The 23,890-nt window shown below is 67.1% G+C and carries 19 protein-coding genes and 1 pseudogene; 13 read left to right on the forward strand and 7 right to left on the reverse strand.

Annotated elements, in window-relative coordinates; all coding sequences use genetic code 11:
* The first annotated feature begins 40 nt into the window (after nucleotides 1–40).
* From OG811_RS23995 to OG811_RS24025, 7 genes are all read left to right on the forward strand, one after another.
* On the forward strand, nucleotides 41–973 hold the full coding sequence (locus OG811_RS23995) for an ABC transporter permease (protein WP_406068854.1): 933 nt from the start codon (nucleotides 41–43) through the stop codon (nucleotides 971–973).
* Nucleotides 973–1,929 carry an ABC transporter permease gene (locus OG811_RS24000; RefSeq protein ID WP_406068855.1) on the forward strand — a complete coding sequence of 319 codons (957 nt, stop codon included), beginning with the start codon at nucleotides 973–975 and terminating at the stop codon, nucleotides 1,927–1,929. Before OG811_RS23995 ends, OG811_RS24000 begins: the two co-directional genes overlap by 1 nt.
* Nucleotides 1,929–2,972, forward strand: coding sequence for an ABC transporter ATP-binding protein (locus OG811_RS24005; RefSeq protein ID WP_406068857.1), 1,044 nt, complete (start codon nucleotides 1,929–1,931; stop codon nucleotides 2,970–2,972). The genes OG811_RS24000 and OG811_RS24005 overlap by 1 nt, the downstream gene beginning before the upstream one ends.
* Entirely contained in the window at nucleotides 2,969–3,949 is a 981-nt protein-coding gene (locus OG811_RS24010) for an ABC transporter ATP-binding protein (RefSeq protein ID WP_406068859.1), read from the forward strand. Before OG811_RS24005 ends, OG811_RS24010 begins: the two co-directional genes overlap by 4 nt.
* Nucleotides 3,950–4,096: 147 nt before the next feature.
* A complete protein-coding gene (locus OG811_RS24015) occupies nucleotides 4,097–5,248 on the forward strand; it encodes an acyl-CoA dehydrogenase family protein (RefSeq protein WP_406068860.1) in 1,152 nt (383 codons plus the stop codon).
* A gap of 473 nt (nucleotides 5,249–5,721) precedes the next feature.
* Nucleotides 5,722–6,456 carry a hypothetical protein gene (locus OG811_RS24020; RefSeq protein ID WP_406068861.1) on the forward strand — a complete coding sequence of 245 codons (735 nt, stop codon included), beginning with the start codon at nucleotides 5,722–5,724 and terminating at the stop codon, nucleotides 6,454–6,456.
* Complete coding sequence (locus tag OG811_RS24025; protein ID WP_406068863.1) at nucleotides 6,453–8,009, forward strand: class I adenylate-forming enzyme family protein; 1,557 nt, start codon at nucleotides 6,453–6,455, stop codon at nucleotides 8,007–8,009. The genes OG811_RS24020 and OG811_RS24025 overlap by 4 nt, the downstream gene beginning before the upstream one ends.
* A gap of 53 nt (nucleotides 8,010–8,062) precedes the next feature.
* On the opposite strand, the gene OG811_RS24030 is transcribed toward OG811_RS24025, so the two are convergent.
* The 3 genes from OG811_RS24030 to OG811_RS24040 all read right to left on the reverse strand — a co-directional run bounded on the left by OG811_RS24030 (nucleotide 8,063) and on the right by OG811_RS24040 (nucleotide 12,891).
* Nucleotides 8,063–8,560 carry a nuclear transport factor 2 family protein gene (locus OG811_RS24030; protein ID WP_406068865.1) on the reverse strand — a complete coding sequence of 166 codons (498 nt, stop codon included), beginning with the start codon at nucleotides 8,558–8,560 and terminating at the stop codon, nucleotides 8,063–8,065.
* Nucleotides 8,561–8,697: 137 nt separating this feature from the next.
* The gene (locus OG811_RS24035) at nucleotides 8,698–10,248 is read right to left on the reverse strand and encodes an ABC transporter substrate-binding protein (RefSeq protein ID WP_406068866.1); all 1,551 of its coding nucleotides are present in this window, start codon (nucleotides 10,246–10,248) and stop codon (nucleotides 8,698–8,700) included.
* 1,593 nt (nucleotides 10,249–11,841) lie between these two features.
* Nucleotides 11,842–12,891, reverse strand: coding sequence for a winged helix-turn-helix transcriptional regulator (locus tag OG811_RS24040; protein ID WP_406068867.1), 1,050 nt, complete (start codon nucleotides 12,889–12,891; stop codon nucleotides 11,842–11,844).
* A 523-nt stretch (nucleotides 12,892–13,414) separates the two neighbouring features.
* On the opposite strand from OG811_RS24040, the gene OG811_RS24045 reads away from it, so the two are divergent.
* Nucleotides 13,415–14,476: a hypothetical protein gene (locus OG811_RS24045; protein WP_406068869.1), complete on the forward strand. Its 1,062-nt coding sequence runs from the start codon at nucleotides 13,415–13,417 to the stop codon at nucleotides 14,474–14,476.
* Nucleotides 14,477–15,105: 629 nt separating this feature from the next.
* Here OG811_RS24045 and OG811_RS24050 read toward each other — a convergent pair.
* From OG811_RS24050 to OG811_RS24060, 3 genes are read right to left on the reverse strand one after another with little or no spacing between them, the layout of a single operon-like run.
* The gene (locus tag OG811_RS24050; protein WP_406068870.1) at nucleotides 15,106–15,264 is read right to left on the reverse strand and encodes a hypothetical protein; all 159 of its coding nucleotides are present in this window, start codon (nucleotides 15,262–15,264) and stop codon (nucleotides 15,106–15,108) included.
* A gap of 39 nt (nucleotides 15,265–15,303) precedes the next feature.
* Nucleotides 15,304–16,059 carry an SDR family oxidoreductase gene (locus OG811_RS24055; protein WP_406068872.1) on the reverse strand — a complete coding sequence of 252 codons (756 nt, stop codon included), beginning with the start codon at nucleotides 16,057–16,059 and terminating at the stop codon, nucleotides 15,304–15,306.
* Between the two features lie 8 nt (nucleotides 16,060–16,067).
* Complete coding sequence (locus OG811_RS24060; RefSeq protein WP_406068873.1) at nucleotides 16,068–16,907, reverse strand: DUF1295 domain-containing protein; 840 nt, start codon at nucleotides 16,905–16,907, stop codon at nucleotides 16,068–16,070.
* Between the two features lie 405 nt (nucleotides 16,908–17,312).
* Here OG811_RS24060 and OG811_RS24065 point away from each other — a divergent pair, with 405 nt between their 5' ends.
* The 5 genes and pseudogenes from OG811_RS24065 to pntB all read left to right on the forward strand — a co-directional run bounded on the left by OG811_RS24065 (nucleotide 17,313) and on the right by pntB (nucleotide 21,831).
* The gene (locus OG811_RS24065) at nucleotides 17,313–17,549 is read left to right on the forward strand and encodes a hypothetical protein (protein ID WP_406068875.1); all 237 of its coding nucleotides are present in this window, start codon (nucleotides 17,313–17,315) and stop codon (nucleotides 17,547–17,549) included.
* Nucleotides 17,550–17,649: 100 nt separating this feature from the next.
* Complete coding sequence (locus OG811_RS24070; protein WP_406075890.1) at nucleotides 17,650–17,943, forward strand: integrase core domain-containing protein; 294 nt, start codon at nucleotides 17,650–17,652, stop codon at nucleotides 17,941–17,943.
* Nucleotides 17,944–17,970: 27 nt separating this feature from the next.
* Nucleotides 17,971–18,392, forward strand: a pseudogene (locus OG811_RS24075) (NADPH-dependent F420 reductase); the annotation flags it as partial.
* 402 nt (nucleotides 18,393–18,794) lie between these two features.
* Nucleotides 18,795–20,339 (forward strand): Re/Si-specific NAD(P)(+) transhydrogenase subunit alpha, encoded by a 1,545-nt coding sequence (locus OG811_RS24080; RefSeq protein WP_406068876.1) that lies wholly within the window; start codon nucleotides 18,795–18,797, stop codon nucleotides 20,337–20,339.
* A gap of 31 nt (nucleotides 20,340–20,370) precedes the next feature.
* A complete protein-coding gene (pntB, locus tag OG811_RS24085) occupies nucleotides 20,371–21,831 on the forward strand; it encodes a Re/Si-specific NAD(P)(+) transhydrogenase subunit beta (RefSeq protein ID WP_406068878.1) in 1,461 nt (486 codons plus the stop codon).
* Nucleotides 21,832–23,220: 1,389 nt separating this feature from the next.
* On the opposite strand, the gene OG811_RS24090 is transcribed toward pntB, so the two are convergent.
* A complete protein-coding gene (locus OG811_RS24090) occupies nucleotides 23,221–23,877 on the reverse strand; it encodes a hypothetical protein (protein ID WP_406068880.1) in 657 nt (218 codons plus the stop codon).
* Nucleotides 23,878–23,890 lie beyond the last annotated feature (13 nt).

Here is a 23,890-nt window from a genome sequence, read left to right on the forward strand (position 1 = left end):
CCCGTGCTCCGGCACGACACCTGATCGGGAAGACCTCCGGATGAACCTACTCAAGCGACTGCCGCACTCATTGGGCCTTCTGCTCATGGTGTGCGCCCTGACCTACCTGATGATCCTGCTTGTTCCGGGCGATCCCGCGGTCACCGCAGCCGGTGAGAACGCGACGGCCGAGCAGATCGCGGCGACGCGAGAGCGGCTCGGGCTCAACGACCACATCGTCGTCCAGTTCGGACGGTGGCTCGGCGATGCGCTCACCGGTGACCTTGGAAACTCGCTGCAGGGTGGAGCCTCCGTCTCCGGCCTGATCGTGGACCGCTTCCCGGTCACCCTCGGGCTCGCCCTGGTCTCCATCGTGCTCTCGCTGCTCATCGCGGTCCCGATGGCGGTCATCGCCGCGACCCGCCAGGGGAGCGTGATGGACCGGCTGATCACCCTCGTCGCAAGCGTGGGCATCGCGGTCCCGACGTTCTGGCTCGGACTGATGCTGGTGATCGCGTTCGCTCTCTACCTGCGGGTGCTTCCGTCCTCCGGCTACGTGCCCTTCACCGAGTCGCCCACCGACTGGCTCAAGCACATGGTGATGCCCGCCTTCACGCTGGCGGCGGCGCCGGCCGCGGAGATCGCCCGGCAACTGCGGGCCTCGATGATCGACACCCTCGAGCAGGACTACGTGCGCACCGCGACTGCCAAGGGCCTCACCTGGCGGACGGTCGTGCTCAAGCACGCCCTGAAGAACGCGGGCGTTCCCGCCATGACGATGGTCGGCCTCCAGTTGACCTTCCTGCTGGGCGGCTCGGTGATCGTCGAGCAGATCTTCGGGATCCCGGGCCTGGGCGCGCTCTCAATCACCGCGGTGCTGCAGCGGGATATTCCGGTCATCCAGGGCGCCGTGCTCGTCGCCGCTGTGGCGGTGCTGGTGGTCAACCTTTTGGTCGACTCGTCATACCGGATCTTCAACCCCAGGGTGCGCTGATGAGCAACACACTTGACGGAACCGTGGAACCGCCCGTCGACGTCTGGGCGGAGGCAACGGCCCGGGAGATCGAGCGCGGCGCGTCCGCCGTCCAGGAGAGCTCGATGCGCCGTACGACGCCGTGGCGGCACTTCCGTACCCGCTTCGGCCGGCAGCGCTCGGGCGTCGTGGCTGTGGGGTTCCTCGCCTTCGCCACAGTTGTGGCGATCATGGGCCCCTACGTGACCCCCCACGACCCGAACGTCCAGAACCTGCAGGCGATCCTGCAGTACCCCAGCAGCGCGCACTGGCTGGGCACCGACGACCTCGGTCGCGACGTGCTCTCCCGGCTGATGACCGGGACCCGGGTCTCGCTCGTGGCGGCGACGCAGGCCACTCTGATCGCGGTCGCCCTCGGTGTGCCGCTCGGGCTGATCTCCGGCTTCTTCGGCGGTCGGGTGGACCGGGCGATCATGTTCGTCAACGACGCGATCATGGCCATGCCGGGCCTGCTCCTGGCCATCGCGATCGTCGGGATGCTCGGTCGCGGACTGACCAACGCGATGATCGCGATCGGCATCGTCTTCGTGCCGCGGGTCCTCCGTATCGTCAGGGGCAGCGTCATGGAGATCAAGGAAGAGACCTACATCGAGGCCTCGCGCAGCATCGGAACCCCGACGGGCAGGATCATCCGGCAGCACGTGCTCCGCAACGTGCGCTCGCCGCTGATCGTCGGGGTGTCGCTGCTCACCGGCCGGGCGATGCTCAACGAGGCCAGCCTCAGCTTCCTGGGCCTGGGTGCCGAGTACCCCGAAGCGAGTTGGGGCGCGATGCTCGGCCGCGCCCTCCCCTACGTGGACAGGTCGCCGTTCCTGATCGTGTTCCCCGGCATCGCCATCGCGCTGGTCGTCCTTGCCTTCAACGTAGCCGGAGATGCGCTGCGTGACTCACTTGGTCGCGAGACGAGGAAGGACTGATGAAGACCATGGACAAGACCCAGACGGGTTTCGCTCCGACCACGGCGCCCATTCCAGGTGAGCAGCCCATCGTCTCGGTGGAGAACCTGTCCGTGGAGTTCGTCACCGATCACGGGTGGCAGCGGGTGCTCAACGACGTGAGCCTGGAGATCAAGCCGGGCAAGGTCCTGGGCGTGGTCGGCGAGTCCGGCTCCGGCAAGAGCGTCTCGAGCCTGGCCATCATGAGCCTGCTGCCGAGGACGGGTGCCCGCATCTCCAGCGGCAGCATCGTCGTCGACGGCATCGACATGAGAACGCTGGGCGAGCGTGAGCTCAGCCGGATCCGTGGCGAGCGGATGGCGATGATCTTCCAGGAGCCGATGACCAGTCTCAACCCGGCCTTCACCATCGGTGAGCAGATCGCCGAGACCGTCCGCCGGCACAAGAAGGTGGGGCGCAAGGCCGCGTGGCAGCGCGCGATCGAGGCTCTCGACGAGGTTGGCATCCCCAGTGCCTCGGACCGCGTGCACCGCTACCCGCACGAGTTCTCTGGTGGAATGCGGCAGCGCGCCATGATCGCCATGGCCATCTCCTGCCAGCCCAAGGTCCTGATCGCCGACGAGCCCACGACCGCGCTCGACGTGACGATCCAGGACCAGATCCTGCAGCTGCTCCGGACCATGTGCGAGGACCACGGGCTGGCGATGATGTTCATCACCCACAACATGGGGGTGGTCGCCGACATCTGCGACGACGTTGCCGTGATGTATGCCGGGGAGATCGTCGAGCGCGGTGAGATCACCGAGCTTTTCGACCGGCCCCGTCACCCCTACACCGAGGGCCTGCTGCGCGCCGTACCCCACGTCTACGACCGCAACGAGCTCATCTCCATCCCGGGGACCACCCCAGCTCCGTGGGACATGCCCCAGGGCTGCCGATTCTCGCCCCGGTGTCCCTACGCCGTCGAGGCCTGCGAGACCGCGCCGCTCCAGCTGCGGCGCGTCGAAGACCGTCTCACCAGGTGCCTGCGCGCCGACGAGCTCACCCTCGGGAGGATCAAGTGACGACCGCACCCGTGTTGGAAGTGCAAGACCTCAAGGTGAGCTTCTGGGGAAAGCGCAAGCCGTTCCGCTCGCCCGTCGAGCTGCGTGCGGTGAAGGGCGTCGACTTCTCCATCGCCCGCGGAGAAACCCTCGGGCTCGTCGGTGAGTCCGGCTCTGGCAAGTCCACCGTGGCCCGCGCCCTGATGCGGCTCATCGAACCGACCACCGGCCGGGTCGTGCTCGAGGGGCAGGAGATCACCCGGCTGAAGGGCAAGGCCCTGCGCCGCGCCCGCCAGAACATGCAGATGGTCTTCCAGGACCCCTACTCCTCCCTGGACCCCTCCATCATCGTGGCGGACAGCATCGGCGAACCGCTCGAGGTCCACCACGGGTTGCGCGGCAGAGAGCGGGATGCCCGCATCGTCGAGTTGCTGGAGCTCGTGGGCCTGGCCGCCCACCACGCCGAGCGCTATCCTTACGAGTTCTCGGGCGGGCAGCGCCAGCGCATCGCGATCGCCCGCGCCCTCGCGCTCAACCCCTCCATCGTCGTCTGTGACGAGGCGGTGAGCGCCCTGGACGTCTCGACGCAGAACCAGATCATCCGCTTGCTCGAGCGCCTACAGGAGCAGCTCGGCATGGCGTACCTGTTCATCTCCCACGATCTCGCGGTCGTCCGCCACATCTCCGATCGCGTGGCCGTCATGTACTTCGGCGAGATCGTCGAGCTGGGAGACGTCGCGGAGGTTTTCCAGTCACCCAGGCACCCGTACACCGCCGCGCTGCTCGCTGCCGTGCCGGTGGCCAACCCCGTCGTACAGCGGAGCCGGGTGAAGGCGCCCCTCACTGGGGAGATCCCCGACATCGCCCGTCCCCCAGTGGGCTGTGCCTTCGCGTCCAGGTGCCCCCTGGCCACCGAGCGCTGCCACACGGAAACCCCGGAGTTTCAGCAGGTCGGAGGCACCCAGGTGGCGTGCCACTACCCCCTGGTCACCGCCTGAGTTCCCTTTCCACCACCACCCGCACCGAGAGCACAGGCGAGGTGCCGGCGGGTGAGTCCGACGGCACCTCGCCGTGTGTCAGCCCGGTCTCGAGGGGCAGAAGCCGAGACCGGGCTCCATTCCTGACGATTGAACGGAGCGTGAACCGTGGACGCCGAAGACTTCACCGCGGTGCTGGACGCCGTACGAACCTTCGTCCGCAACGACGTCGTTGCCGCAGAGGATGAGATCGAGGAGGGCGATCGGGTTCCCGACCGCATCCGGCAGAAGGCCGCGGCCATGGGGCTGTTCGGGTATGCGCTGCCCGAGGAGTTCGGCGGCATGGGCTTCACCATGTCCGAGGACGTGCAGCTCGCGTTCGAGCTTGGCTGGACCACGCCGGCGCTCCGCTCCATGTTCGGCACCAACAACGGGATCGCCGGGCAGATCCTCGTCAACGCGGGCACCCAGGTGCAGAAGGAAATGTATCTACCTGGTCTCGCCTCGGGTGAACGGGTCGCGGCTTTCGCCCTGACCGAGCCCGAGGCCGGATCCGACCCGAGCGGCCTGCGGACCCGGGCTGTGCGGGACGGTGACGACTACGTCATCTCCGGGCAGAAGCGGTTCATCACCAACGCGATCGACGCGCACCTGCTGATGGTGTTCGCCCGCACCGGTGACACCACCGGACCCGACGGGATCTCGGTCTTCGTCGTTCCGGCGGGCACCGAGGGGGTCACGGTCGGTCTCAAGGACCAGAAGATGGGCGGGCGTGGCGCGCCCACATCGGAAGTTTTCTTCGACAACGCCCGGGTGCCGGCGGAACACCTGGTGGGAGAGGTGGAGGGACAGGGCTTCGGGGCGGCCATGCGGTCGCTCCACCGAGGCCGCCTCCACATCGCCGGCCTGGCCGTGGGCATGGCCCAGCGCCTCGTCCACGAGAGCCTCGCCCACGCCAGCACCAGCCGGCAGGGCGGTCAACGCATCGCGGACTTCCAGCTCGTTCAGGCCATGCTCGCGGACAGCGAGACGGAGGCCTTCGCCGGTCGCGCCATGGTCCTCGATGCCGCCCGTCGCTACGACGACGGCTCGGACCGCCGGCTGGCCCCCTCGATGTGCAAGCTTTTCTGCACCGAGATGCTCGGCCGCATCGCCGACCGCGCGGTCCAGATCCATGGCGGGATGGGCTACATGCGTTCGGTTCCGGTCGAGCGCTTCTACCGGGACGCCCGGCTCCTGCGAATCTACGAGGGGACGAGCGAGATCCAGCGCCTCATCATCGCCAAACAGATGCTGCGGAGAATCGACCAGTGCGCCTGAAATCCATTATCTAAACGTAGGATGCGGCGATGGCGGGTCGAGGACGGCCAAAGGCCGAGTTGGTGCTCAGTAATATCGAGAGGGAGACGTTGCTGAGTTGGTCGCGGCGGGCAAAGTCGGCTCAGACGTTGGCGTTGCGGTGCTGGCGCGCCATCCCCGCTTCCACATGCACGTCACCCCGACCGGCAGTTCGTGGGTCAATCACGTTGAACGCCGGCTCGGATTCCTGGCCGATCAGATGATCCGCAGCGCCGCCAAAAGCGTTGCCGCCCTGAAGAACGACATCCGGGCCTGGAACCAGGACCCGAAACCGTTCGTGGAGACCAGGGCCGCCGAGGACATCCTCGGGCCCCCTCGCCAATTATTGTCAATGAAATTTCAGGCGCAGGGCGCCGGACCTCATGTGGTAATTGCATCTGTAATGACGTCCGTTCACCACCCTGATGACACGCGTCTGCATCGAGGAGTTCACCGTGACCGAGCCTATCGGCCCCCCCCACCGTTCCGTGCTCCGCATGGTGGTCCTGGCCGGCCGTGACATCGCCGCCGAAGCCGCCCGGGCCGAAGCGATCCTGGCATCGCGGAGCAATCTCCACGACCCTTACATCGCCGATCTCGGCTTGATCGACGAGATCCTGCCGATCGGCGACACGCCCGTCCAACTGCTCCAGCCCCTGATGCCGATCTCGAGGGTCCACCGCTGGCTCGAGCGCAACGACGGCGATGCCGGGTACCTGGTCGTGATCCAGACGGAGGACGCCGAAGGCATCGTGTCGCGTTGCGCCCGCGCTGGCGTGCGGGTGACGTTCGACGGGAGGTTCGGCGAGAGCCGCGTCCTGCAGCTGCACGCCGGCGACATCGGCATCCTCGTCGAGATCGATCAAATGCCGGACCTGAACACCTGGCACTGGCCTCCGGCGGAGGGTCAAGGGGTCGCCGCCGAGTTGCTCGCCGTGGACTGCGTGGTGCCCGATCCCCAACGCTCGGCCGGCCTGCTGGCCGAGGTGTTGGGCATCGCCGGTCACGACGGAGGAGAGCTTCTCCGGTTCGATCACCGCGAGCTGCGGTTCCACCGCGGTGAGGTCTCCGGCATCCGCGCGTTCGACCTTCGGCTGACCGACCCGTCCGCCGCGGAGCGGGCCTTCACCCTGTGTGGCACTGAGGTTCGCCTCATCCACGGCGACATCACCGAGAGCGGGGCACGATGACCACGAGAGCGATGGCGTCCACGGAGACGGTGGGATCACTGCTGGCGGCGTCCATAGCCCGCGCCGGAGACCGCGTCGCGATCCGCAGTCACGGCCACGTACGGACGCACCGCGAGCTCCTCGACAACGCGTCGCGCTTCGCGCACGCGCTCACCGCGGCCGGCCTCGCACCCGGGGAGCGCGTGTGCCTGATGGTCGAGGACCGGGTCGAGGCTCTCGAGGCCTACGTCGGGGTGTTCTTCGGCGGCTTCGTTCCCGTGCACGTTAACGATCGCCTGCAACCACCCGAGGTCACAGCGATCCTCGAGCGTGCCACCCCGCGTGCGTTCGTCCACACCGACGGACGACTCGACGTGGTCTCGGCCGTGGCGGGCCTCGGTGGGCACGACGGCCCACTGATCGTCACGATCGGGGACGAACCGCTGCCAGGCGCTGTCCGCTACCACGACCTGGTATCCCAGGGATCCACCGTTCCCCCCTTCGTCGAGCGGCAGCCCGACGACGTGGCGTTCATTGGTTTCACCAGCGGCACCACCGGCTTGCCAAAGGGTGTCGTGCACACGCAGCAGAACCTGCTGCGGATCATCCGCCACATGCCGGTCCACTGGGGAATCGGCCCGCGCAACCGCTGCGCCGTCACCGGCACCTTTTCTTTCGTGTCCGGCATCTGGGGGGTGATGCTGCCCCACCTGTACCTCGGCGGAGAGCTCTCGTTCATGAACCACGCCGCACCCGACGCCTGGGTCGACCGGATGGTCCGCGAGGGCAGCCAGATGACGTCGGTCCCCTCACCGCTGTCGGAAGGATTCGTCGACGCAGTGCGTGCTCGCCCCGAGGTGCTCCGCACGCTGTCGACCGTCATCCACTCCGGGTCGAGAATGGAACCCCACTGGCGACGAGCGCTCGTCGAGCTGGTCGGTCCTGGCTTCGTCGAGGCGTACGGGATGACCGAGACGGGCGCCCCCGTCACCCGGACCGTGCCCGAGGACTGGAGCGACACCTGCCGAGCGGACGATGTCTTCTCGTCGTCCGGCCGTCCGAGCCACATCGCGGAGGTGGCCGTGCTCGACGCGAGCGGGCGACATCTCGACATCGGCAGCACCGGTGAGCTCGCGGTTCGTTCGGACACCTTGTTCGCCGGCTACTTCCACGACGACTCGCTCACTGAGCAGGCTCTCAGCGACGGATGGTTCCGCACCGGCGACGTCGGACACGTCGACCGGGCGGGCTACGTGTACGTGACCGATCGCGCGAAGGACATGATCGTCAGCGGTGGCATGAACGTCTTCCCTGCTGAGGTCGAACGGATCCTGAACCAGATGCCAGGAGTCCGCGCGGCCGCAGTCTTCGGGGTCCCGCACCCCCGGTGGGACGAGACCGTCGTCGCGGCCGTCGTGCGACGGGATGGGCACGTGACCGAGGACTCGGTCATCAGCTGGGCGCGGGAGCACCTGGCGTCGTACAAGAAGCCCACTCAGGTTCGCTTCCTGGACGAACTGCCCCTGAACGCGAGCCAGAAAGTCGACAAGGTTCGGCTGCGATCCACCTGGTGACACCACCGCGCCGCACCTCGGTGCGGCGCGGTGGTCACGGATCGGCAGGCCCCTCAGAGGTCGGCCAGCACCTTGTAGACCACGTCGTCCGGGTACTTCGCACCACGTGGGATCGCCGCTACGTCGGGGTAGACCGCGCCGTGCCCCCAGGTCTCGCTGGAGGGGTACTCTCTGCACCACTCCATCACGAGCTGACGACGGGCGATGCGCCACTCGCCTCCACGGCGCTCGAACAGATCGATGCAACGCGACTGGGTCTGGACGTCGAACAGGCCGCCGTTCAACAGGCGCCGGTTGGTCGTCGTGATGTAGGCCTCGGAGACGGCGGAGTCACCGCGCAGGTCGATCACGTGGTTCGTGACGGCGTGCGTCATCAGCGTGCGCGGGTCGGTGATTCGGTCGGCGATGCTGTCGATCCACTCGTGCGCATTGCCCAGGAACTTACCGAGATGGTCCTCGACCGCGTCCGGGTGGTAGCAGGCGTGAAGGGCGTCGACGTCGCCGCGATCGCACGCCCGCATGAAACGGTTGACGACCTCGGTGATTTCCATCCGGTCGACGGCGGCGGTGATGCGTGGGTCCACTGGTGTTCTCCTGATGCTCTCGAATCCTCGTCCGACGAACGCCGGATCGGACCCGCGCACGGTGGCGTGGGTCCGACCCGGCCGCATGTTGGCGTCCTCGCGGGCTACTTCGTAATGCCCACGCCGCGGAACTCGACCTTCCCGGTCTTCCACTCCTGCAGCCCAACGACCTTCTTGCTGCTCGCGATTGCACTCACCGACTGGAACAGGACGATCTGGCTGGCCGGCGGGTGCTCGACGAACTCGTCGGCGAGCTCAGCAAGCAGCTTTGCCCGCTTGCCGGGGTCGCTCTCGGCCTTTTGCGCCTCGAACAGCTCGATCGCGCGGTCCGTGGCCATGTTGCTCGGGTTCTGAGGGCCCTTCGGCATGTAGAGCAGCGCCAACGTTGCGGTCGGGTCGTTGCGGCCGGTCCACCGGACGTTGACCGCCTGGGTCGTCTTGTCGACGGACAACTGCTGACCGAGAGCCGACGACTCGATCTGGTTCAACTTCGTCCGCACGCCGACCTTTTTGAACTGATCGGCGAGCACCTCGCTGATCCGGGCCGACGGCCCCGGCGCGTTCGTCAGCTCCATCTCGAAGCCGTCGGGGTAACCGGCCTCCGCCAGCAGCTTCTTGGCCCTGTCCGGGTCGTGCTGGTACTGGGGCGCGTTGTTGCTGTGCGCGAAGTAGCCTTCGGGGAACGGCTGATTGGTCGCCTTGCCGTAGCCGAACAGCAGACCGTCGACGATCTCCTGTCGGTTGATCGCGAGGTTCAGTGCGAGTCGGACCTTCTCGTCCCTGAGCGCCGGGACGTTGTCTGGGTTCAGGATGATGTTCTGGAAGCCCAGGTCGTAGCCCTCGAGCACGTTTAGCCCGGCCCTCTTGGCCGGATCGATCTCGGCCTCGCGGATCTGCCCGGCGTGGGCACCTCCGCTCTTGATGGCGTTGAGCGCAGCGTTCGTGTCGGACATGAAGACCATGACGACTCCCGCGAGCTTCTGCGCGTCCGGTTCCCAGTAGCCGTTGAACTTCTTGACCTTGAGCTCGGCCCCGACCTTGTACGCTCCGTCGAGCTCGAACATGCCCGTACCCACCGGCTTGGTCCCCGCGTCGCCGGCCGCGATGCTCTTCGGGCTCATCATGGCGCCTGCCCGGTCGCTGAGCTTGAGGACGATACCGACGTCCGGCTTGCTCAGCACGAACTTCGCCGTGAGACGGTCGACTACTCCGACGTTGTCGATGCTTGCGAGGTCCGCTTTGACGAATGAGCCCTCGACCGTCTTGCCGTGCTCGATGTTCGCCTTGACCGCCTCGGCGTCGAAGTCGGCGCCGTCCTGGAACTTCACCTTGTCGCGCAGCTTGAACGTCACCTCCTTGCCGTCAGCGGAGAACGACCACGACGTCGCCAGACCAGGGATCGCTTCACCCGCGGGGTTGACGTGCACGAGTCGGTCGAAGATGAGGAACAGCGGCACGTTGGCGAAGCCGGAGTTGACCACGTGGGGATCGAGCGTTCCGGGCGCGTTGGCGTAGACGTACCGGAGTACGGCGTCCGGGTCGTTGGCACCGCCCTCGGCGCTGCTTCCGCCGCCACCGCAACCGGCAAGGACGATGAGAAGCGCGCTGACGGCAGCCAGGAGCGGCGCGCGTCGTGCGCGGCGTCGCAGAATCATGGTTCTCCTTCATCGACGGGTCGAGTGCCAGTGAGACGAGGCTCACCACGGTACCAAGCACTATGAGTTAGAGAGTTAGCCCGCGTCAATGAGCCTTTCCGAGTAACGGTTCGTAAGCGTTGAGTGATCAGGTGGTGCGCTCGTGTTCGGTGTGGTGATCTGCCAGGGACAGGCGCCGATGTTGCGTAGGGCCTTGAAGCGGTCTTGAGCAGGGAGTTTGCGCGTTTTCTGATAGCCCGCAGGTCGTAGTTGGCAGTACTGAAGGTCTTCCGTACGTCGTTGAGCCCGTCGCCGGCGGGTTTTTTGAACGCCACGATCACGGTCTCGGCCTCGCCTTCGTAGCCCAGATCCGCCAACTTCCGGAGATCATCTTTGATGGTGGTGAGGGTGGGCAGGAGTTCAGGGTGGGTGCGCAGGGCGGTGGTGTGGTAGCAGGGCGGGCATGGCTCACTTCGGACGATCACTAAGGCGTAGAAACCTCGATGATCATCTGAACCGGTCATGCCCGCCCTGCTACCACCAGCAAGGGCGCGTCTACACCAACCACATCAAGCCGGACACCCTTCACGACTTTGCCGGAGCCCTGTCGGGCGTACCGGGGAAGTTCAGATCGGCCACGTCGCTGCACCGTGAGTAAGTCGCTTCCCTGCCCGGAAAGGCTCAAGCAGCTCGCTGTAATTCCTCTGATACGAGTCAGACCTGACGGAGCGAGTCCTAGTTAACCGCTCTGATACTACAAGTTGCGAAGTCGTGACCTCAGGGCAGCCGCGAACAGGACAGATAGTCCCGTTCAGGACCCCTGAACGCGGGCCGAACCGTCCGAACCAGGGTTCACCAGGGCGGTCCTCGCGGTGACCGCGATCTGGCCTCGCTGCTTCAACCGCGTAGCCTGGGCGAGCGAGGTCGTGCGAATCCGACCGACCTGCACGCGAATCGTGACCGGGGCACCGGTATGTAGAGCACGCTCACCGCGAGCGAGACGACGACTCGCGGATCGGCGAAGGTCGGACTCGCCGCCAGCGCTTCCTCCAGCGGATCAGCGCCTCGGCCGGCAGCCGGACGGGCACCAGGTGTGCTTCACTGACCCAGCTGGTCCTGGTCGGCCCAGGGGGGCGTCGACGACCACCTCGAACGTCTGCGCGTCACCCCCGATGCGCCGGCGGCTCGGTCTTGCCGGCTGACACGAGCTCGAAGTCGACGCCGGCGAGCTCGAACCTCTGCCCTGCCCGGGAGGGGTCCATGGCAGCAGACGGCGCAAGTCTGGTCTTCAATGCCGGTAGCGCCCCGCCATGTTCTGCGTCGTTATCCCACTCCCAGCCCTGTCCGGCAACGGGCTGGCTCCGGGGGTCGCAGCCGACACGACCCGGGCGGGCGCGGGCACCGCGAGCTGATCGGCGACTGTTGCCAGCAGCACGGCCCCAGTTCCGTCCGCAAGGGATGGCGGGGTTCCGCGGGCGTGGATGCGCAGGATTCGCTTCACGTCAGGAAAGTGGGCCAGCCTCCCGCGCGCTTCTGCGTTCACGCCACGAGCGGCGCTCGCCAGCGTGCTGGGATGCACGCCTGAAAACATCATGAGCTGCGAAGCCGGGGCAGTTAGGACGACCGGCACTCGCGGAGCTCGAACCGCGCTTCGCGGCGTCGCAGGCGTTGCTCGCAATGGGTACAGCGGTACTCCGGCAACAGCTTGCGGCCGCACGCATCGTGAGAGATCTCGATCGAGGCTGGCTCGCCGGTCCGCAGGTTCTCGTCGGCCCAGCGGACGATCTGGATCAGAATCGCGGCGAGGTCGCGTCCCTTGTCTGTGAGCCGGTAGTCGCTGCGGCGATTGCTGCCCGCCAGCTCCTGCACGCGCAAGATGTTGAGCTCGACGAATCGCGACAGGCGCGCGGACAGCACGGTCGGCGGAATGCCCAGGAATCGCTCGAAGTCACTGAACCGCCGGATACCGATGTGAGCGGCGGACGCAAGGGCCGTGTTCCACCGATCGCCGAGAATTTCCATCGTCTCGGTGCGAAACGCGTAGGGATCGCTCCCATCGAGCGCCAGCGTTCGGTTCTGGCGATGGCGGCGCGGCAGAGCCGAGGCGTAGCTCAGCGTGGCACCCGAGCGCGTCACCGACGTGTCCCGGGCCGTCACGGGCAGGTCGCACTTCCCGCAGATCAGCTGCGGGTGGGCCAGGTGCCCACATTGCGAGTGGATCAGGACGGGCCGCAGACCGTCGATCGGGTCGAGCCAGCTGTTCTCCCAGCTGTGCGCCGCGACGAAGATCCGCCACGTCGCCTTGCCCGTGGTCGTCAGGCGGTACTCGTACCGGACCCGACCGTCCTTGTAGGGCGTCTTGGCCAGCAGCCCACCCTCGGTCAGCGTCTTCAACCGGTTACTCAGGATCGAGTCGGAGGCGTTGATGGAATCATGGATGTCCTGGTACCGGCGCTCACCGAGAAAGACCCGCTGCAGGATGTACAGCGTCCAGTGATCACCGAGGAGCGCCAGCGCGCGGGCCGTCAGGCTGGCGACGGGCGGCGACTCCTCGGATCCCGCCTCGGTCCTAGCGATGTCCATCTGCACATCCTGTCGTCGGGGGCTTGCCGGCGCGAGCATACTCAGCGGCGACGATCCGGCGGCTGCGATCCGAACGAGCATCGACGATCCCACGACCGAGCGAGCCACCGCGGAACAGTCCGCAGAAGGCCTCGGCAGCCGCGCAAGCCCGTCGGCCACGGTGGTCTCCGAGACCAGCGGATCGACCCCGTCCGCAGTCCTGACCAGCTGCTGAAGTCCCTCTCGGAGTTCGAATGGTCGGTGATGGAATACCAGGTGGACGCGCACGCCGTCGGAAACCGGCTCGGCCAGCTGCGCCCCAGATCTCCCTGTCAGTCCAGCACCACGTCGGCGCCGAGCCTCCGCAGGAAGTCGCATCGAGTGAAGCCGGAGGCGTTCACGATCAGGCGCGCCCCGAGGCGACCGGCGATCTGCACCGTGCAGCTGATGAACTCCGCAAAGCGAAGCAGTCGTCGACAACGACGGACGCGCGAAACAGAGTCTATGGCGATTGTCTACCACACGCTGCACTGGCCATCGCAGCGGCCGGTCGGCTCGCCGACCCGCGTCCTGGCGTTCAGCATCAACCCGACGCATCTGGCTTCGGTACCTGTAGCATGATCCCATGGCTTACCGTGTCGTTCAGTGGGCAACCGGATCGCTTGGGAGGACCTGCCTGCGCGCCGTCCTCGACTCGCCGGACCACGAGCTCGTGGGCCTCTACGTGTACGGCGACCAGAAGGTTGGCAGGGACGCCGGCGACATCGCTCGCCGCGAGCCCACCGGAGTCGTCGCTACTCGAGAGATCGAGGAGGTGCTCGACCTCGACGCCGACGTCGTGATCCACACTCCGCGCCTCCAGGTCCCCTACGAACTCCACGACGACGACATATGCCGGCTGCTGCGAAGTGGCAAGAATGTCATCACGACCGCGGGTCACCACTACCCACGGACGCACGGCGAGGCACGCGTGCAGATGTTCCAGGAAGCCTGCGAGGCCGGCCGGAGCAGTCTCTTCGGTGTGGGCGTGAGTCCCGGCGTCATCGGCGAGCGCATCGCGATGACCCTGGCCAGCACAAGCCTGGACCTCGACGCGATCTCGGTGAGCGAGTTCGTCGACGCCAGCGGCATGCCAAGCCCCGACTTCGTCTTCACGGTGATGGGGATGGGGACCGATCCGACGGTCACAGATCTTCGCGACGGCCCGCTGCCGGCGCTGTACCGGTCCCTGTACTCCGAGACCCTCGCCTTCATGGCCGACCGGCTCGGGATCGCCGACTACACGATCGAAGACGACCACCACTTCGAGGTCACCGACCACGACCTGGCGATCCGAGCCGGCATCATCCCGACCGGAACGATTGCTGCGACCGAGTGGCGGTGGCACGTCGTCGCCAAGGGCAAGCGCCGGATCACCCTCGAGATTGTCTGGGCGATGGACAGCAGCATCGACCGCTACGTCGGTCGGCCGCACTGGAGCCTGCGCATGACGGGCCGCCCCGAGGTCAGCATGTCGATCGACCTGCACAACCCCGTCGACAGCACGCGCAGGACGACGGCCTCGCAGTACATCGTCGCCGGGATCGTCATGCAGTCGATTCCGACCGTCGTCGATGCCGCGCCCGGGGTTGTGGAGCCCTCGATCTTCGCGCTGAATCCGGTGACGGTGGTCGACCCGCAGCCCTGATCCGGCGGGACGATCAGCGCGACAACGACGTCCGACGCTCGACCGCCGGCTGACTACTCCCTGTCGAGCCGATCGACCACCGTGGCCACCGGATCGACCGAGACGATCATCTGCAGGCCCTGACCAGCCGCCCAGATGTCCTTCCCCTTCTTCTGACCGATGCCGCCGCAGCTTTGGCCCTCCGGCGCTGGTCAGGTTGCCCGGGTCGAGCCCGTTCGCGATCAGGCTCGGCCGTAGCCGAACGCATCCGTGCCGGTGATCCCGGAGCTGACGGCGAGGTCGTCCGGACCGTGGTCGACGACCATCTGCTTGTACGCGTCGGGAGCCATGCTTTCTGTGGCCGCCAGAAGCGCGTGCCCATGTACACCAGATCGGCGCCCGCCGCGATCGCGCCGGCGACGTCTGCGCCGTCCGTGATGCCCCCGCCCACGAGCCCGTCGAAGAAGTCCCGCACCGCTGAGATAAAGACGAACGGGGAGAGATGCCCAGTGTGGCTACCAGCGCCCGCTGACACACAAGCCAATCCGTCAACGCCGGCGTCCGCCGCCGATCCATAGCCATCGGAGACGTGCTCAGCACAACGACCAAGGGGGTGCCGACCGTCGTCGAGACAACGCAGCAATCCACGTTCAGCGACCGGACTCCGACACATGGGTCGCGCCCGCCACTGAGCTCAGTACGACCACTCGCCGGAAGCCGCCGATCACGGGCAGGTCACGCGCAGCAGGTCGGTTCGCCTGCCAGACGTAGCTGGCGGCGACCTCGGTCGAGTGGATCGCCGTGCTCACCCCCGAGCGTAAGGTTGCGGGACGGGCTCGGTCCTCCGCTCAGGTCGTGCGGAGGGTCGTGACCTGCAACGCCTTGGCCTGACTGCGCTCGTACCGTGCGGGGTCGAGCGCGTAGCGAGCGCGTGCGCGGATCGCCCGAGCGTCCGTGTCAAACGTCCGTTCCCCGCGCTCCATCGCTCGCAGTCCTGCCGCAGCGATGTCGGCAGGCGCCTCCTTCGACCCCTCGACGTGATCGGCCATCCGCGTGTCGACGGACCCCACGATCAGCGCCGTGACGCTCGTGCCCTGCGGCTCCAGCTCGGCACGCGCGATCGTGCTCAGGAACAGCGCGGCAGCCTTCGCCGGCGAGTACCCGCCCATGAACGCAGTGGGAACGGCGCCGGCGATCGACAGGACGTTGACGATCGCCCCGCCGCCCTGACGCGCGAGCACCGGCGCGAAGGCCCGAGTCATGTTGAGGACGCCGAAGTAGTTGACCATCATCTCGCGATGCGCGGCCTGGGGATCGCTGCACAGGACCAACCGGTCGCGCGCATGGAACCCCGCGTTGTTGACGACGATGTCGACGTCGCCGCACTGCTCGGCGCACTGCGCCACGACGTCGGCGTCGGTCACGTCGAGCCGTACCGGGACGACGGCGGCGTCGTTCAGCACGCGACCGACCGATTCGGTTTCACGGACTCCGGCGTAGACCTTCGACGCCCCACGACGGAGGAGCTCTTCGACGAAGGCAAGGCCGATGCCGCGATTCGCTCCCGTTACGATCGCCACTGAGCCCTGGATCTGTGCACCCATGCGTGCTCCTACCTTTCCTGTCGAGCTATCTGCTGGTCCGCCGGCCGGCGCCGAGGCGGCAGCGGGAAGAAGCCACTGGTGCGGGCGACGTACGCGGCATACTCCTCGCCGCGGCGGCGCGCCATCCGCCGTTCCAACAGTGCCTTGCCGTTGCGGTTGATGAGTCGGTGCGTCATGTAGGCAGGGCAGACGACGGCCAAGACGCCGATCCAGTGTCCGCACGCGATGGCCCACAAGCCGAACATGACACAGCTGTCACCGAAGTAGTTCGGATGACGGGTCCAGCTCCACAACCCGCGATCCATGACCCTGCCGGCGTTGTCGGGATCCCCCTTGAACCGCGTGAGTTGCAGGTCACCAACGGACTCGAAGACGATGCCGAACACCGCGAGCACGACGCCGCACCAGCCCACGATGTTCATCCCGGAGCCTTGGTACATCGCGAGCTGGATCGGGATCGACACGAACCACATCACGCGGCCCTGCGGCCAGAAGATGGTTCGAACGACGTATGGGATGAGCGCCCCCTCGCGGCGGCGCATCAGCGCGGTGTAGCGCGGGTCCTCACCATGCCCCCGGCTGCGCAGGAACAGATGGGCCGCGAGCCGCAGGCCCCAGACGCTCGTCACGGCGAGCATGAGCCAGCGGCGGGTCGGGTCACCGGCCGAACCGGACAACCCGACCGACACCGCGGCCACCACGACGAACCCGGTCCCCCACACGACGTCGATCAGCGACCAGTCGCGACGCCACAGCGACAGCACCAGACAGCACGCCATCAGGCAGGCGATCGCGAGCGCCGAGACGGCCAGATTGACGGCGAGATCGCCGATCTGCAAAGACTTCATGCCCACCGTCCGTCCGGGGCGCCAGCCACCCGCGTCTTGTTCTGGCTACGCTATTCATAGTAGGTAGACCCGACTTGTGCAACCCGTCAGGCGAATCGCCGTAGTGGTTAAATCCTGCAAATTCAAGCCATTCATCTGGTCATCCCTGAAGGAGTGGGGCCGTGTCAGCCCTTCAAGCAGGGTTGATAGTGACCGGTTTTTCCTGCTTCCCGGCTCGGTGCCGATATACGCCAATCGAGGGGTCGGAGTCAAGGCTTGCCCGTAGGTCGCCCCACCGGGGCTCGGCGTTGACGCCAGCGATGTCAGCGGCCAAAACGAAGTGGCTCTGGCTCGGATTCCGTGAGCCAGTGACTCGGCGTGACGGCTACGGCGGGTGACAGGACACGGCGGCGGAGTAGGTCGAACTTGGCGCGACCGATCTGGCGTCTGACCATTTTGATGCGGTTGGTCTGCCCTTCGACGGCTCCGGAGCTTCCCGGGCAGGGTGAGTCCGGCGGTTACTGCGGCCAGGTCGCGTTGCAATCCGGTGGGCGGGGCATCACGGACGGCGCAGGCGCCACCGGCGCGATCGCGGCAGGCGCCGATCTGGTGTACACGGGCTCGCTCGACCCGGACAACCTGGCGAGCGCCGGAGGGCCGTAGCTGCGGCGGCAACGGTCAGAAGAAGTGGAAGGACATCTGGGCGGCTGGTCAGTAGTCGTCCACGGCGACGCTCTGCGACCGGCGGACCGGGCCGAGGATCCTGCGAACTCCGCCCCGGGCGCCTCGGGCGAACGCGTACGCGGAGCGGTGGGTGCGTACGGTCCGCCGTGAGTGCCTCGACCGGATGCTGATCTACAACAGGCGGCACCTCCTCGCCACCCTCGGGGAGTACGTGGCTCACTACAACGACCACCGGCCGCACCAAGCCCGGGGCCAACAACCGCCCAACCCCACCGACATAGCGCCACGACCGGTCGCCGACCTGACGGCCGCACGAGTGCGCCGTAGGAAGACCCTCAACGGGCTAATTAACGAATACTCCCAGGTGGCGTAGCTCTGACCGATTTTCCGAGCGGTACAGCATGCGGACCTGCTGAAAGGGCTGGCGACCAGCCTGGCTGGCAAGGTGGTGGTCGACTGCGTCAACCCGCTCGGCTTCGACAAGCAGGGTGCCTACGCGCTTGTGGTTGAGGCGGGATCGGCGGCCCAACAGGCGCAGGCGCTGCTGCCGAAGAGCACCGTGGTCGGTGCGTTCCACAACGTGAGCGCAGTCATGCTCGACGACCCCGAGACCGCCTCGGTCGACACCGACGTTCTGTGCTGGCAGACGTGCGGGAGGCGGCCGACATGGTGCGGGATCTCGCCAGCTGCATCCCCGGCGTACGAGGCGTGTACGGGGGCCGGCTGCGCAACGCAAACCAGGTCGAGGCACTCACCGCCAATCTCATCAGCGTGAACCGCCGGTACAAGGCGCACGCAGGGATCCGGATCACCGACATATGACATGGCCGCTCCGAGCTCTACGGTCGGCCGACCAGCATGGGGCCCACCGTGCCATGGCCGTCATCGTCGCAGGCCGGGACCCTGACGTGGTCAGCACGGCGCTGGCCTGCGGCGCCGCGGTGGCCGGCTGCACGGCGGGTACCGGTCTGAATCACGAGGTGGGCGAAGCCCTCACCTGCGCGGCACAGGCCAGCCCGGGGCACGGCTGGCCATCGCCATGGCTGACCTGCCCTGCGCGTCACCGCGATGGCCGTGATCGATTGCACTGCCCTCTGGCAGACCGGAGCGATGATCGAGATCATGGGAGTCGCGGTCATCCTGCAAGGGCGCCGGAGAATCGGCAGCGCCTGACCGTCAAGACGGAGGGGTCCGACGCCTGGCGGCGTTCTGGCGACGAAGGAGATGCATGTGCTTGTCGGCGTTGTCAACGAGACGAGGCGTGGAGAGACCCGGGTGGCCGCAACCCCCACAACCGTGGCCCAGCTGTTGAAGCTGGGTTATCAGGTGGTGGTGGAACCTGCCGCTGGGGAGTCGTCGAGCTTCCCAGACGAGGCCTACGTCTCCGTCGGCGCGTCACTGGGGAATCCGCTCGCCGCGGACGTCGTGTTCGGTGTGAACGCGCCGTCGGTGGAGCTGCTTGACGCGCTCCGCCCGGGAGCGACGTGGGTCAGCCTGCTGGCTCCGGCGTTGAACCCCGCGCTGGTGGAGGAGCTGGCGCGTCGTCCGATCACCGCGCTGGCGATGGATGCGGTACCGCGAATCTCCCGAGCGCAGTCGCTGGACGTGCTGTCCTCGATGGCGAACATCGCGGGGTACCGAGCTGTGGTGGAGGCAGCACACGTCTTCGCTCGGTTCTTCACCGGTCAGGTGACCGCTGCCGGCAAGGTGCCACCGGCGAAGGTGCTGGTGGCGGGTGCGGGTGTCGCGGGGCTGGCGGCGATCGGCGCCGCCGGCAGCTTGGGCGCCGTCGTCCGCGCCACCGATCCCCGCCCAGAGGTGGCCGACCAGGTGCGTTCGCTGGGCGGGGAGTACCTCGCGGTGAAGGCGCCGGACGTGGAGGTCTCGGCCACCGGTTACGCCAAGGAGATGTCGGAGGACTACAACGCCCGGGCGGCTGCCCTGTACGCAGAGCAGTGCAAGGACGTGGACATCATCATCACCACGGCGTTGATCCCAGGGAAGCCGGCACCGGTGCTCCTCACCAAGGAGATGGTGGCGAGCATGAAGCCGGGAAGCGTCATCGTCGACATGGCGGCGTCGAACGGCGGGAACGCGGAGGGCACGATCCCCGGCGAGGCGGTCGTCACCGAGAACGGCGTGACGATCCTGGGCTACACCGACCTCCCCGCTCGCCTGCCCACCCAGGCGTCGCAGCTGTACGGCACCAACCTCGTCAACCTGATGAAGCTGCTCACGCCCGGCAAGGACGGCCAGCTCGTGCTCGACTTCGACGACGTGGTGCAACGGTCGATAACCGTGGTCCGGGACGGCGAACTTACCTGGCCGCCACCGCCCGTGCAGGTCTCGGCGGCGCCGGCCGCGGCAGCTGCGGCGGAAAAGTCAATGGAGTCGCAGGCGAAGCAGCCCGTGCCGACGTCGCGCCGCGTCGCGATGGTGACGGCCATCGGGGCAGTGCTGTTCCTGGTCGTTGCTCTGGCCCCGCCGGCGCTGCTAGGTCACCTGACGGTGTTCGCGTTGGCGATCGTGATCGGCTACTACGTGATCGGTCACGTGCACCACGCGCTGCACACACCGCTGATGTCGGTGACCAACGCGATCTCCGGGATCATCGTGGTCGGCGCGTTGCTGCAAATCGGTCATGGCGAAACGTCGAACCGAGCCCTGATCACCGGGCTGTCATGCGCCGCGATCCTGCTGGCCAGCATCAACATCTTCGGCGGCTTCGCGGTGACCCGCCGCATGCTCACGATGTTCTCCCGCAGCTGAAGCCGCACCCGAGTCCTGGAGCTTTCACGACATGACTATCGAGACCGCGGCTCAGTCCGCGTACATCGTGGCCGCGCTGTTGTTCATCCTGGCGCTGGCCGGCCTGTCCAAGCACGAGACCGCCAAGGCGGGCAATGCCTTGGGCATGGCCGGCATGGCGCTGGCCTTGGTCGCCACCATCGCGCTGGCCGTCGACCACGGCATCGGCGGCGTCGGCGCGAGCCTGCTCGTCGCGGCCACCCTGGTCGGTGCCGTCATCGGCCTGGATCGGGCAAGGCGGGTGGAGATGACCGGCATGCCCGAGCTGATCGCGCTGTTGCACTCCTTTGTCGGCCTCGCTGCCGTGCTCGTGGGCTGGAACGGTTACCTCCAGGTCGAAGGCGACCTCGACGGCGCCGAAGCTCACGCGCTTCGGGCCCAGGAGATGCTGGGGATCCACCACGCGGAGGTTTTCATCGGCGTCTTCATCGGCGCGGTCACCTTCACCGGATCGGTTGTCGCGTTCGGGAAGCTGTCGGCACGGATGAAGTCCGCCCCGCTGCTGCTGCCCGGCAAGAACGCGCTCAACGTCGGCGCCCTGGCCGCGTTCGCGTTGCTCACCGTCTGGTTCGTCCTCGACCCGCAGCTCTGGCTGCTCGTCGTGGTCACCGCGATCGCGCTGGCACTGGGCTGGCACCTGGTCGCCTCCATCGGCGGCGGTGACATGCCGGTAGTGGTGTCCATGCTGAACAGCTACTCCGGCTGGGCTGCCGCCGCATCTGGATTCCTGCTGGAGAACAACCTGCTCATCGTCACCGGCGCGCTGGTCGGCTCCTCCGGTGCCTACCTCTCCTACATCATGTGCCGCGCGATGAACCGATCGTTCCTGTCCGTCATCGCCGGCGGCTTCGGTATTGAGAGCACTGCCCCGGGGGAGGTGGCCCAGGGTGAGCACCGAGAGGTGACCGCCGAGCAGGTCGCCGAGATCCTCGCGGAGGCGGACTCGGTCATCATCACCCCCGGCTACGGCATGGCGGTCGCCCAGGCGCAGCACGGCGTCGCCGAGCTCACTCGCAAGCTCCGCGAGCGGGGCATCCAGGTCCGCTTCGGCATCCACCCGGTAGCGGGGCGGCTTCCTGGCCACATGAACGTCCTGCTGGCCGAGGCGAAGGTCCCCTACGACATCGTCCTAGAGATGGACGAGATCAACGACGACTTCGCGCAGACCTCCGTCGTCCTGGTCATCGGCGCCAACGACACCGTCAACCCTGCTGCCGCCGAAGATCCCAGCAGCCCCATCGCCGGGATGCCCGTCCTGAGTGTCTGGGCGGCAGGCCAGGTCGTGGTGTTCAAGCGCTCGATGGCCACAGGCTACGCCGGTGTCCCGAACCCGCTCTTCTACCGGGACAACACATCAATGCTGTTTGGGGATGCCAAGCAGCGCGTCGAAGACATCCTCGCGGCGCTCACGACGCGCAGCGCGACCGGCCCGACACTGACCGCTGCCGGTTAGTCAGCATGAAGCGTCCGGCTCCAGTTCCGCACCTGGTGGTTGATCTCGTGGGTCGTCCACGCTGTGGCGGATGGAGTCACACCGGAAAGGAGCCGGTCGCCATTGGTCATCAACGAGTATCACCGAGCCGCCTGATCCACCTGCAAATCCGCAGCTGCCAGCCTGAAACAGAGTTATGGCACCGTACAGGAGGCGTTGACGATCCTGGCGCCCCACACGCCTTCCGGCTTGCGGTCCGCGGGGCGAAACCGCCCGGCGGTCGGACACGACAAGGGTCCGCCGCTGCGGGAACATGTAGGCATGATCTGGATCGAAGACAAGCCGGGCGTTCGCCTGCGCATTCTTGCCAGGTCCCTCGACGAGGCGGAGTCTCGCGTTATCGAGGAGTACGGAGAGGGGCACGTCATCTCGATCTGGAACGAGGAAGATGCATCGAGACCGCGATAGTGTGGCGCGTTGACCCCGGGGGGCGGCCTCGTAGCCTTGCGGCGTCGGCCTGTGCCGCCTGCGCCGGCACCGTGAGCTGGTCGCCCGGAAGTGGACCTACCCGAAACAATGCCCGGGCGCCCGCCGATACGGGCGGAGATCCGCGCCCGGGCGCTGCGCCTGGCCGGGGAGAACCCGACCGGGGAGAACCGGATTTTCTGGCCGCCGAGCTGGCGCTGCAGCACGGCGATCTGGTGTCGCAGCGTGAGGATCTCGACGTCCTTGTCGTGATCACTGCGCAGCAGCATGCGTAGCAGCGCGAACGCGCTCGTAACACCGAGGTAGGCCAGCCGAAGCAGCAGGAAGCGGCATCATCGCGTAGTCACCGACACGGATGGTCGAGGGCGAGGTGCTCGCAGGGGTCGCGATCGGCCATTACGGCCGTGACCGACCCCGACCAGAGCGGATGACATTTCCGGCAGGCACAAGGTCGCGGCGCGGTTCACGGGCGTGTCGTCGGGGCCGGTGGCGACGGTGCTGGCGAGCATGCATGGTGACGGGCGGGATCCGGGAACGTGCGGTTGCGGCGATGGTTGGCCGCCTGTGTGCGGAGGTGATGCCGTTCCTGGTGTTGCGTACCGCTGATTGGGTCGGGCCGGTGCAGGATCGGACGCGGGCCGAGCGGCATGTGCGGGATCTTTACGACAAAGGCCACCGCGATCGCGGGTGGCCTTTGTCGTTGTTGTCGTACGCCGTAGACGCGAGCGACTGCGTAAGCATGTGCGGCGCTAGTGGCGCACTGATTGCGCTGTCGTCGCGGTCAGCACCACGGGTCGCAGGTGCGCGGATCGTGCGGGCCGCTGCTGTCCGGCACGGGCAAGGGGATGACGTAGCCCTTGAGTAGCCTTTAGATTGGGTTCACGTTATCCACTTCGGATTGTTGATCTGCAGTAGCGGTGTGCGTCAGGCGGCGGTGACTAGCCCTGCGCGGTCGTCCTGGCGTGCGGCGAGCAGGCCGGCCGCGAGCCCGCCGCAACCGGTAAGGAGCAGCAGGCCGGACAGGTACGTCGCCCACGGGCTGATGCCGCTGCCGACGAACTCCACCACGAGCCACACCCACAGCACCGGGCCGACCCATCGCGGATGCACGTGCGAACGGAAGTGGGCGATCGACAGCAGCAGGATGCCCACCACGGTGCCGACCACACCGATCACGAGGAACGGGACGATCAGGGCCGACTGCTCCTGTGCGGCGATCAGTTGGGAGTAGGCGTCACGATGGGCAGGCTCGTCGGCCATCACGAGCTGGGTGATCGTCCAACTGCCGGCGACGGTGTGGCCGAACGCGCCGAGCACCCCGAACACGCCACCGATGATCGTGAGCCGCGGGAACCTCGGCCGCAGCCAGGCGACCAGCCCCACGATCGAGACCGCGAACGGCAGTTGGGACCAGAGGAACATCTGGGCGGCGGCCGACGCGCCCGCACGTGCGTCAGCGATCGTGGCGAGCCACTGCGCCCGGTCATCGGGCAGCTCGGGCTGCAAGGCCATGAAGCCGACGCTGAGCAGGGCAAACGCGAGGAGGCAGACCGCTACGAGAAGCCGAAGGTGTCGTGTCATGGGCGACAGTCAA

This window comes from Micromonospora sp. NBC_01638 (assembly GCF_045209745.1).
Lineage (GTDB): Bacteria > Actinomycetota > Actinomycetes > Mycobacteriales > Micromonosporaceae > Micromonospora.